Origin of the sequence: Shewanella sp. Isolate13 (assembly GCF_022398325.1) — a bacterium.
Classification (GTDB): domain Bacteria; phylum Pseudomonadota; class Gammaproteobacteria; order Enterobacterales; family Shewanellaceae; genus Shewanella.
The window spans coordinates 1-11091 of the sequence record NZ_JAKEVD010000061.1 but is presented as its reverse complement, the minus strand read 5'-3'; the positions used below and the strand labels follow the sequence as shown (position 1 = coordinate 11091).

Here is an 11091-nt window from a genome sequence, read left to right as displayed (position 1 = left end):
GATATAGATGATAAATTAAAAAAGTTTAAAACTGAAAAAGCAGTTTCATTTGAAAGGCGTAAAGCTAGTTCTGACTTCAAGGAAACTTTTGAAAAGTATGTTTCAAACTTAAAAGTAAAGCACTTCGAAGATGAACGATTTTATTTGCTTTATGACATTCCCACGTTTCCTCGTCAAGGAGTTGAATTATTAAAAACTTTACTTGCATATAATTTTGCATTTTTGGAAGCAATAAAGCCAACCACTTATACTCATATATTTCCATTCTTAATGGATGCAATTTTTGAGGGAGACCTTGAAGATGAGAGCAGAGCTGACATTCTAAATTTCATTAGAAAGAATAGCCCAACCGAACAACAGGTAATTTTCTCAATTGCGGATTCGAAATCTAATATCAATTCTGCAAGCTCTTATAACAAGGAGCACTTCAATGGACAAGCCAAGTTAATTTGTATTGGCTCCAATATGAAAACTCGTTCCTTCCTTAATGAATACAATGGCGAGTTGGATGAGTTTTTAGCAGAGACGCTTGCTTTGATTGAGTAACTAGTTAGCAGTTTTAATATCCTTTAATGTTTATAAACAGGATCGTAGTTCGTACTAATTTATATGCAGGCACGATACTATGATCCACTGATTGGAAGGTTTTATTCGAATGATCCTATCGGTTTTAGGGATGTGCATAGTTTCAATCGTTATGCTTATGCGAATAATAATCCGTATAAGTATACTGATCCAACAGGAAAAGTTCCTGAATTTGTTTCAGCTAGACAAATGGCTAGGAATATTGGAGGATCTCAGGGAGTTGCTACTTTTGACCAGGCCGCCAATGAAGTTGGTATGGAGGCGTCTGGTGTAAACGATCTAATCTCTGCTGTTAGTGATGTAGCTTCTGGCGACCTTTCCGGCGCAGCAACGAGTATGGCGTTAGCTATCAACAAACCTGCTAAGCTAGCAAGTAAAGCTTCAAAATTACAGCAAAAAGTTATGAAAGGACAGAGCCCAAAAGGCATTAAAAGGTTTGATTCATCTGAAGAAAATGTACCAAATTCACAAGATCATGTTCATTTTGATGACGGAACATCTTTGAATGTTGATGGTACTGTACATGATAAAAAAAACGGAACACCTAATCCAACTAATAAACAGCAAAAGTTTTTGAAGAAAGAAGGCTGGCCCACTGAGGCTAAAAAAGATGAATAAATATACTGAAAGCATGTATTGGGAAGATGCTAACTATATAAGATGGAGCAAGGATATGTTTACTTCTTTAGCGCTTTCTATAGGAGATATTAGAGCTTTAAGTGATATGGGGATACCTGAATGGGTTGCACCAAACTTAAATTTTGATAATTATGAAAGTGAGAATACTAGGCTCAAGTTAGGCGAGGATAGAGAAGATAGAGATATTTTTCTTTGCTTTGACGCTTATAATATTTTAATTGGTGAAGATAGCCAGTTTATGAATAGTTCTGCATTTCATATGAGAAAATCACTACAGCTGTATGCGGTTATGGTTGAGGAAGCGCTATTAATTGATGGGGAATCAATTATCAAAAACAAAGTTGACAATCTTGTAATTGATGAATTTGAAAAGCAGCTTTTCACCTTAGATCCACCCAGCACATTTGAAGGCTCTTTTTGGTTTACTGAATTGTTGAGATTAAAATCTCGTAACCGTGACTAGGTGTCAGTGCGCTAATTATTCATTAACTCAAAGCCCCGCAAGGGGCTTTATTTTGGACTATTTTAAGCCACCTCTGAGTTGAAGCGGTTGCTTCTATGTCTGCCGACACTCTTCGGAATAGCCTGCCACTTCACTTCGGATCTGACGCTGACATGGTTCGGAATGCCTGCTGAGAGTGATTGGATTTTGCAATTATAATCCCAAAGCCTCGTAAGGGGTTTTGTTTTTTGTATTTCCTACCTCAATTTTCGTCATAACACTCACTAAATTTTAGCGGTCATGTTGCATCGAGGTGGTAAATCTATTTCGTAAAGATGGTAAAAGGTTTTCGCAGAGGCGGTAATATTTGAGCGGATGGCTGGTAACGTTGGTGCGGAATATACAGTTGTATATTCCGCTAAAACTAACCGCTACCCCATGAATTTTTTACCAACATAGTCAAAGTAAATTTACCACTCGTGCACAGGAAATTTACCACACAACATTTTGTACATGAGTTATTTCCATATCATAAAATCAACCTTTACAGATTTAAATCACAATGGCTTATGACTATTTTTAAAGGGTGTCATTGAAAAGGATTATTGTCTGATGGTGCTGTAGTGATGATTGGTATTTTCGACGCTTTAGGCAAAGTTCGGTTAAACATTGTAACCACCCAAACTAACCCTTTACTTTCCTTATTTTGGAACGCTGTCGTTCTCGGTGCTCTGAGTTCTTTATAAAGTAGAGCCGCATTAGCTTGAGAGAAAAGAGTAAGTAGCTTCGACTCCTCTTTTATATTTACACCCATAGGTATTATTTTTGAAATAAACCAATAAAGCAGAGTATCTTGGAAGTTAGCATACTGCTCTAATGACGAACTATCGACTCGATACGGCTCGACATTTGATGATGTGTTTTTTATATGCCACTCCTGAATCTCGTTCCAAATATTACTCAACCAACTAGGCAGCTCGCTGATAACAGATAAATTGACAAAGCTATCAGAAATTGGCTTATCTAATTGAACCCTTCTTATCTGATAAGTGCTCCTATCAAAAGAATGCCTTAACAATAACAAGCAAGCGAGGCTACTTAGACTATTCAATTCAAATACTTTTTTTATTAAGCTAGCTGTTATCGTTTTTAGCTCGAATTTTCCTAACCTATTAAGCTGAGCTTTAAAAATAAGATGTTGAACATTTGGATCTAATGCATTGAAGTATACAGGTTTTATATTTCTTTCGATACAGAAAATTGCATACCAAATCGGTGAATAAAAAAGTTGAGCAACGCCGGGTACCCTCTCATCCATTTTTAGAACAGTTTCTTGAGAAGGGATAGACTTCCCTTTTAGTAGCTTTGTAAATTTTCCAGAGCGAGCATAATTATTTTTTTCTGTTGAAAAAGTCTTCCCGATACTGTTGCCGTTCATTGGGATATTAAGAGCATTGCAAACAAAAGCAAAGCAACATTCAGTTCGAAGAGAATTGGTTTTAGACTCTAGAGTAATAACATGTTCATTCATAGCCGCAATCGATTAAGTGAATTGAGTTTGATGTTTTTAACGGTGTTTTTTACCATCCAAGCTCGAAAAACAGATAAATTTTAACTTTATTTTCACGTGGTTTTTTGCAATAAAAAGGTCATTACTGGGAATAACTTGCTATCTAAAGACAAGCAAACATATTCTGAATATAAAAAACAAACAAAATCAGAACAATTACCTAGCTTTACCATGCTAAACCTTCATTTTAACTATAGATGACCATTTTTATTTTGCACGTAACGTATTCCACATCTTTACGTATTGCATTGACTGAAAACGGCATCTAAGTTGAAAGTAAATTCGCAGCTGTAACGAGAAGGTAATATGGGCACAGCTCTAATCGACAAGCTTATAAATGAGTGGCTAAGAAGGCATTACTATTATTTAGCAACTCGCTGCGTGGTAGCCCCTAGAATTGTATCCACCAAGTTCTTTCGAGAAAACACAACTAGCAAGAGTGCTTTTTTGGACAATAGTCAAGGAAGGTTTGCTTTGTACTGTGATGTTGCTTAGTCGCTAGCAAAGTAAATTTAAGGAAAATTAATGAAGAACATTTAATTTTATTAGGCGCAAAAACAATCTCGGCGAGGCTAGCACCAAAACCGAGATTGCTGAGTTACTTTGTCATGAATCCGACTTAGTAACTATGGAATCCTACTGATATATTGTCAAGTTGTCATATCAGACAAGGCATCACTGCGCCTTTGTTTTAACTAAACAGAGGTATATATGATAGCAACTCACAAATTTAGAAATGTACTCTGGCATTTAATTTTTTATGCCGACTATTCAAATCGTTATATAGCTACCCTCACACGGTGTTCACACCCCGTGGTGAGCACGATACGTTCAAAATTAGCTAAATTACAACTTACTTGGATAGCCATTAAGCAAATGTCGAACAGTGAGCTAAAAAGTGTATTCTATCCTAAGCTCACCATCCGTAAATCGAGTAAAGTTCCCCCTGATTATGCTGAGGTACTCAGACAAAAAGAACTGCCTCGAAAGAAGCAGAAATCATTGGCTATCCAATATATTGAGTACCGTATTCAATACGGAGATCGTGCTTATAAACAAACTATCTTTTATGGGTTAATTAGAGCTTTTCTTAAGAAAAACAATGCCACTATGACACAGTTTTACCGCCCCGGTGAAGTGATGTTCATTGATTACTTAGGCAGTAAAGCCAAGTATAAAAAAAGTGGAAAAGTGATTTTTCTTCCTGTATTTGTCGCTTGCCTTGGCTACTCTAAAAAGCTCTTTTCCCTCGCAACAAAAGATATGAAATCTGAAAGCTGGGTACAGGGTATCGTAAAGGCTTTTGAATATTTTGGCGGTGTTCCCGAAGTTATTCAATTTGATAATGCAAAAGCTATGGTGACTACAGCTAAATTGATCGCACTACTCAATGAAAACGCAAGAGCAGTATCTGAGCACTATGGCAACATCTGCGATACCTCAAGAGTAGGCACCCCAAAAGACAACGCTAATGCTGAAAATACGGCAAAAATTGTCACGACCCAAATAATTGCCCCAATGAGTCAAGACATAACTTTTTTTTCTGAAGACGAGGTTAATGCTTACCTTTTTACGGAAGTAGAACGTCTTAATCATCAGCCTTTTCAAAAGCACGATTATAGCCGTCAGGACCTTTTTGAAGAAAAGGAAAAACAAGCGCTTATGCTTCTACCCGCTAAGCCATTTACCCCCTTTATTCATGCAAAATCTTGTCATGTACCGGCAACCTATCTAGTTGAGCACAATGAGCACCGCTACTCAGTGCCGTACACACTCATTGGTGAAAAAGTCCATATTCGTATCACTTTGGAAGAAATCATTGTTGTTAGTGAGGATAAAGAAGTCGCACGCCATTCAATAAGTGATGAAAAAGGCGGTGTATCTATTGAGCAAACACATATGAAACCAAGCCACTTAGCGGAGCAGCGCAAATCTATGCCTATCTTTATGGCCTGGGCTAAAGAGATTGGCCAAGACGCAGAGCATCTGATTGAAAAGCAATATGCTAAAACATCCAATCCAAATTCAAGAGTGATTGGTAAACGTTGTACTGCATTGCAAAAACTTGAGGCGAAAGTAGGTAGTGAAATATTTCTAAGTGCTTGTCGTTACGTTCTTGAGCGTGAAGCGGAAGATTTATTTTCGCCCACCGATATTGAATTAGTTATTCGAGCAAAAGCTTATGAATATAATGATGTACCACAGGACCTATTGCACGCCAATGTTAGAGGCAGTCAGTATTTCGAAGGAGACAGACATGAGCACTAAATTGTTACTTAGATTATGTAATAAGCTTAAATTAACTGGTGTCGCACAGGCGTTAGTAGTGCAAGCAAAAGCAACCGAATACATAGAAATGCCTTTTGATGAACGTCTTGAAGAGCTGTTAAATGCCCAGCTTTGCTTTGCACAAGATAAACGGCAACAAACCTTATTAAGACGAGCAAAGCTTCGTTTTCCCGATGCCTATGTTGACGGTATTGAATATGAGTTTTATCCCAAGTTAAAGGTATCTACGATAAACCTGCTAGCAAAATGTGAATGGATCAAGAGTCATCAACATGTGTTGCTTATTGGTCCGACAGGAAAAGGTAAAACCACACTTGCTTGTGCGCTAGCTAATGAAGCAATAAAGCGACAAATACCAGTATTGTTTTATCGCATGGCTAATTTGTTATTAGAGCTAGTCGCGGCCAAAAAAGAAAATACACTTGCCGTATTAACACGCAAGATTAATCGAGTGCCACTACTCATTTTAGATGATTGGGGGAATGCATTAATGAGCAGCGAAGAACGTCATTTATTCTTTGAGCTGGTTGAAGCTCGTGACCAAGGTGCTTCGTTAATCATAACTTCACAATATCCTGTGACCACTTGGCATGAGTCCTTTCAGGATGCAACCATTGCTGATTCTGTATTAGATCGCATTATCCATAAAAGCCATAAGATTGAACTAAAAGGTGAGTCTATTCGCAAATTGATCGGTGAAAAAGCACTAAACAAAAAGGGGGGATAGTCATGCGGACAAGTAACGAAAGCTACCTAAGTGTGTTAGGTCAAATTAACCTTGACGATTTATATATCCAGCAAGCATTTGAGCATTATCAGCGCCAGTTTGCATGCAGTGATATTGCCCAAAAGTTTGTTCACATGAATTGCCTGATAGAAGAGCAAACACAACATATCAATGATGTTGGTTTTTGCGATCGGACCTTAGGTAAATGTATTCCGAAGTGTCGCACGCCTGAAGGGGCTGCTATACGTGGGAGCTTGCAACGAAGTGGCTTAGTTCGTTCAAGCGGTCATGAATTATTCCGTGGCTGTATTGTTTTCCCAACCATTGATAGTGGGCAAATTGTTTCAGCAACAGGCTACCGAATTGGTCGTATTCGAAGTGGCGACAAAGCGATAGTTTACTGGCATAAACCAGAGCCAAAAGCATTTGTAGATTCAGGCATAGCCTATGCGAAGGAACTAATTCATGGACAAACCTACCACTAAGCTATTTTGGCCTTGTGTAGAGTATTATCTTGAGCTTTGTCTTGCCAAAGGGCAAAGCTCAGATACCGTTCGCAATAAGCGAGGAGGCCTTAAGAAGTTTATACTTTGGTGTGAAGCGCAAAGTATCAGTACCATAAACTTGGTTAACCTAGACTTGATGGATGACTATGCTGCTTATCTTAATAGCTATCGTAAACAGCTGGATAACGAACCGTTAGGGGCTGCTCAAAAACGCAGTTTACTGACGTATGTAAAAACTTTTGTGAAGTATATGCACAGAAAGGGATTGTTATCGAATAACACTCTAGCGGATATCGAATTACCAAGTAAAGGGCACCAGATACCCAAAGCACTATACAGCGTTGAAGAAATCAAAGTTATCTTAGAGCAGCCGTTATTGTTTGGCATTAAGGGGCTAAGAGATAGAGCAATACTCGAAACATTTTTTGCCACCGGTATTCGCCGTGGTGAGCTGGTTAAGCTCAATATTGATGATATCGACTTTACTGGGAAAATGGTGCGTGTACATGGTAAAGGCAAGAAAGAACGACTAGTGCCTATAAGCCAGCGTGGGTGTGAATGGCTTGCGTTTTACATTGGCAAGATTCGACCAATGTTTGCCTTTATCAGCTCAGGAAAAGCATTGTTTTTAGCGAATAACGGCAAACGCTATGTACCAGGTAAATTATCAGATATGGCTTCACAATATGTCAAATTAGCAGGATTTGACCGCACAGGTGCTTGCCACTTATTCCGCCATAATACCGCAACCACCATGTTAGATAATGGTGCTGACTTACGCTACATCCAAGAGATGCTCGGTCATGCCAGCATTCTCACCACTCAGTTATATACCCATGTCAGCCGTAAAAAGCTCACTCAAGTTTACAATGATACCCACCCTTCAGCTAAAGGCGGTAGCGGGCTGTTTTAGTTTGGATGGTTAGTAGAAATAGCGTTAACATTGATGCTATAATTTTAGAGTTGTTTAGGGGGATATTTATGCAATCAACAGCGATTAAGAAACTGCAAGGTACTCGTACTTTCGTACCTAAAATGAGTAATTTTGAAACAAGCTCACGTTACGAAGGTTTGCATTTCAAGAAAGAAAAACTCAGTAAATCAATTGATGATTTGAAAGCTAAGTATGCGAGATAAGTATGGGGTGATTCAGGATAGTTATTGTTACCCTGAATCCTATGTACTCATTAATAAGTTAAACATCATTAATAATGTTGAACTAGCAGAAGCAGAACTAGAGTTTACAGCATTTCGTTACAGTGAATATTCTTCGAATATTACATCCCTATCTGAGTTTGATCTCAACCATTTCAAAAGTCTGCATTTTCACTTATTTCAAGACGTCTATGACTGGGCTGGAAAGTTAAGAACGGTCGATATTTCCAAAGGAAATACTCGTTTTTGTACCTGCTCTAGAGTCGAAGCAGAACTAAATAAGCAATTATCTCGAATCCACGCTCTAGACTGTGAAAAGCAAACATCTGGCTTCTTTCATGAAATCACCGATATCTTTTGTGAGCTCAATGTCGTGCATCCTTTTAGAGAAGGCAATGGAAGAACGCAGCGTTTTTTCTTCGAAGAATTATATTTTTTCTTGGGTAAGATGGTTAATTGGCCAGACATATCAAAAGATGAATGGATTAATGCAAATGTTGAAGGGTATCACGGTGACCTAAATCCGCTCCATCACATATTAACTCAAGCCATCTCGTAAATATTAGAAAGCGGCTTTATTGGTTCGTAAATCGAACTAATGTATATGCAGGCACGATACTATGATCCACTTATCGGGCGGTTTTACTCTAATGATCCTGTTGATGCATTAGGACATATGAAAAGATATAACCCCATTCATGGGTTCAACCGTTACACATATGCCAATAATAATCCCTATAAATATACTGATCCAGACGGTAACTTTGCTTTTTTAATTCCTGTCGTTGGGGCCGTAATTGGTGGATATACAGCATATAATCAAGCTATCAGTGCGGGGGCAAGCGACGGTGAAGCAATGGTTATTGGTGCTGTCGGTGCTTTAACTGGAGCTATATCTGGTGGTGGAGTTGGCTCTGCGGCTGGTTTAGGTGTAAAGCTTGCGGCACAGCAAGCGGTTAAATCTTCTTCCGCTAAAGTTGCAGGGAAAATGGTGGGTTCAGGTGTATCCGGCGGCGTTTCAGGGAGTGTAAGCCAGGCTGCTGCGGACGCGAGCGGAGATATCTCTAATGGGGAGTTGCCAAGTGTGGATATGAATAAAGCAATAGGTAAAGGTATTGAAGGAGCTGCCGTAGGGCTTGCAGCTGGCATTCCGGCGGCCGTAGCAGGCCCTTCTATTGCTACAGATATAGCAGGTTCAGCCATAGCTATATCAATGGAAGAGAATATTAAAGACTAATGGACACTCTAATTATGAAATATTTCTATCAAGTCTGTGGAACACTTTTAGTCATTCTTAGCGCGCTTATTTGCCTTTTCCTAGTGATTGAAATTTATCCTCCCGATGAAAACCTGCTTAAGAAGGTTGAGGGCCCAATTGATAAGATAGTATATACGGATAATCAACTTATAGTATCCGTTGATTCATTAGATTTGACCTATGAGAAATGGAATGGGGATATCAAAAATGTCTTCGAATTTCTTCGCGAAAAAGCCAATAATAATGTAGAACTACTCGTATATCTTGACCAAAATGAGAGTGGGAATATCTACTCTATTCATTTAGAAAAGGTACCAGTTAGAACACTGACGTCAGTACTTGAACATAGAGAAAGCCTGGTCGAATCCATAGTGGTTATTTCAGCATTGTTAATATTACTGGGGTTAATAGGAGTTTTTTTTGGAGGACGAATCTCCGAGATGAGCAAAAGCATTAACTAATATGACATGAGTTTTAGCGTTTTTTGTATATTAAGCCCCGCAAGGGGCTTATCATACCCAGCGAACTAGTGGTGATTCTTATTTGAACCTTTGGTACTTTATTTGTGGGGTAATGGCTGTTTAGGAACATGATATAAAAAAACGCCGCAAATGGATTAATGCAAATGTTGAAGGGTATCACGGTGACCTAAATCCGCTCCATCACATATTAACTCAAGCCATTTCGTAAATAGTAGAAAGCGGCTTTATTGGTTCGTAAATCGAACTAATGTATATGCAGGCACGATACTATGATCCACTTATCGGGCGATTTTATTCGAATGATCCTGTTAATGCTACGGGGCATATTGGTCGTGGAAACCCTGTTCATGGCTTCAACCGTTATACTTACGCTAATAACAATCCTTATAAGTATGTTGATCCTGATGGCGAGTTTGGGATTATTGGAGCGTTAATTGGAGCAGCAGTTGAAACTGGAGCTCAATTAATTAGTAACGGTGGTGATTTATCTAAGTTAGATGGCACTAATATAGCGGTTGCTGCGGCTGTTGGTGCTGTAACTGGCGGTATTGGAGGTCGATTGGCATCTAGTGCGGCCAAAGGTGCAATGTCTGTTAGCAACGCTGTTACTACTACAGCATCTGTTGGAGGAACTGCTAGCGGTGTTGGCGCTGTAGTTGCTGGAGAGTTAAATGGTCAATCTGCAACCGCTAGTGAAGTTGGTGCGGCGGTTGTAGGTGGAGCAATAGGATCAGGTGTGGGAGCTAAAATAGCTACAGGTTTCGCCAAAACAATTGAAAAAGGTTTTGGCGGTCTTAACTCCGCTATAGCATCAACTACCAGAAGTGGAGTGATTGGTGATACAGTTGAAACAGGAACCTCAGCTCTTCAAAGAACGGGCGAAGTTGCTGCCGAAGCAGCTTCTAATCTTGGTCAGAAAGCTTATAATGAGAATCAGTAAATATATGAGTAACAAGCTACAACAAACATTGAAATATGCGCTAGCAATCGAAGTATTCTTTACTATTATTTGTGCATTACTCGTTGCAATTGAGTTTTTTATTGGTTCAGGGACATTAACTTTGAAAGGAACTTTATATTGTATGATTGTCTTTCAAATTCCTGTTGCAGTACTCGTGGTTAGACACTGGATGAGGTTAAGTAAAGATCCTTTTATAAATTAACTATTTTGAATCCAAAGCCTCGCATTCTGAAGTGACCCCGTTAAGTTGGACTCATTTCTAAGCGGCTACCAAGGCCTGATTTCGATATGCTATCGGACTCAGGCCTTTTAGTTTCAGCTTAATTCGTTTGTGATTGTAATATTCTATATATTCTTTAATGGCATTTACTAACTCGGTCGCGCTTTTGTACTCATAACCGTGATACATTTCCGTTTTCAATATGCCAAAGAAGTTTTCTGCAACGGCATTGTCTAAGCAATTTCCTTTTCGAGACA

At 38.9% G+C, this 11091-nt stretch carries 14 protein-coding genes; 12 read left to right on the top strand and 2 right to left on the bottom strand.

Going from position 1 to position 11091, the window contains the following annotated elements; all coding sequences use genetic code 11:
• The 3 genes from L1D44_RS21330 to L1D44_RS21320 form a co-directional block, all read left to right on the top strand.
• The coding region (locus tag L1D44_RS21330; RefSeq protein ID WP_239893210.1) for a hypothetical protein at positions 1-546 on the top strand (546 nt) is incomplete at its 5' end.
• Between the two features lie 63 nt (positions 547-609).
• On the top strand, positions 610-1203 hold the full coding sequence (locus L1D44_RS21325; RefSeq protein WP_239893209.1) for an RHS repeat-associated core domain-containing protein: 594 nt from the start codon (positions 610-612) through the stop codon (positions 1201-1203).
• Positions 1196-1687 (top strand): hypothetical protein, encoded by a 492-nt coding sequence (locus L1D44_RS21320; protein ID WP_239893208.1) that lies wholly within the window; start codon positions 1196-1198, stop codon positions 1685-1687. The genes L1D44_RS21325 and L1D44_RS21320 overlap by 8 nt, the downstream gene beginning before the upstream one ends.
• Positions 1688-2255: 568 nt before the next feature.
• Here the strand turns inward: L1D44_RS21320 and L1D44_RS21315 are convergent.
• A complete protein-coding gene (locus tag L1D44_RS21315; RefSeq protein ID WP_239893207.1) occupies positions 2256-3197 on the bottom strand; it encodes a hypothetical protein in 942 nt (313 codons plus the stop codon).
• Positions 3198-3947: 750 nt separating this feature from the next.
• Here L1D44_RS21315 and L1D44_RS21310 point away from each other — a divergent pair.
• The 9 genes from L1D44_RS21310 to L1D44_RS21270 all read left to right on the top strand — a co-directional run bounded on the left by L1D44_RS21310 (position 3948) and on the right by L1D44_RS21270 (position 10593).
• The gene (locus L1D44_RS21310; RefSeq protein ID WP_239893206.1) at positions 3948-5504 is read left to right on the top strand and encodes a DDE-type integrase/transposase/recombinase; all 1557 of its coding nucleotides are present in this window, start codon (positions 3948-3950) and stop codon (positions 5502-5504) included.
• On the top strand, positions 5494-6252 hold the full coding sequence (gene istB / locus L1D44_RS21305; protein ID WP_239893205.1) for an IS21-like element helper ATPase IstB: 759 nt from the start codon (positions 5494-5496) through the stop codon (positions 6250-6252). The genes L1D44_RS21310 and istB overlap by 11 nt, the downstream gene beginning before the upstream one ends.
• A 2-nt stretch (positions 6253-6254) precedes the next feature.
• The gene (locus tag L1D44_RS21300) at positions 6255-6737 is read left to right on the top strand and encodes a hypothetical protein (RefSeq protein WP_239893204.1); all 483 of its coding nucleotides are present in this window, start codon (positions 6255-6257) and stop codon (positions 6735-6737) included.
• The gene (locus L1D44_RS21295; RefSeq protein WP_239893203.1) at positions 6718-7671 is read left to right on the top strand and encodes a tyrosine-type recombinase/integrase; all 954 of its coding nucleotides are present in this window, start codon (positions 6718-6720) and stop codon (positions 7669-7671) included. Before L1D44_RS21300 ends, L1D44_RS21295 begins: the two co-directional genes overlap by 20 nt.
• 68 nt (positions 7672-7739) lie before the next feature.
• Positions 7740-7895, top strand: coding sequence for a hypothetical protein (locus L1D44_RS21290; protein WP_239893202.1), 156 nt, complete (start codon positions 7740-7742; stop codon positions 7893-7895).
• A complete protein-coding gene (locus tag L1D44_RS21285) occupies positions 7885-8472 on the top strand; it encodes a Fic family protein (RefSeq protein WP_239893201.1) in 588 nt (195 codons plus the stop codon). Before L1D44_RS21290 ends, L1D44_RS21285 begins: the two co-directional genes overlap by 11 nt.
• A gap of 39 nt (positions 8473-8511) precedes the next feature.
• A complete protein-coding gene (locus tag L1D44_RS21280; RefSeq protein ID WP_239893200.1) occupies positions 8512-9150 on the top strand; it encodes an RHS repeat-associated core domain-containing protein in 639 nt (212 codons plus the stop codon).
• A 14-nt stretch (positions 9151-9164) separates the two neighbouring features.
• Positions 9165-9632 carry a hypothetical protein gene (locus L1D44_RS21275; RefSeq protein ID WP_220770876.1) on the top strand — a complete coding sequence of 156 codons (468 nt, stop codon included), beginning with the start codon at positions 9165-9167 and terminating at the stop codon, positions 9630-9632.
• Positions 9633-9906: 274 nt separating this feature from the next.
• Positions 9907-10593: an RHS repeat-associated core domain-containing protein gene (locus L1D44_RS21270; RefSeq protein ID WP_239893199.1), complete on the top strand. Its 687-nt coding sequence runs from the start codon at positions 9907-9909 to the stop codon at positions 10591-10593.
• Positions 10594-10873: 280 nt separating this feature from the next.
• Here L1D44_RS21270 and L1D44_RS21265 read toward each other — a convergent pair.
• A partial coding sequence (locus L1D44_RS21265) for an IS3 family transposase (protein WP_239893198.1) occupies positions 10874-11091 on the bottom strand: 218 nt, incomplete at its 5' end.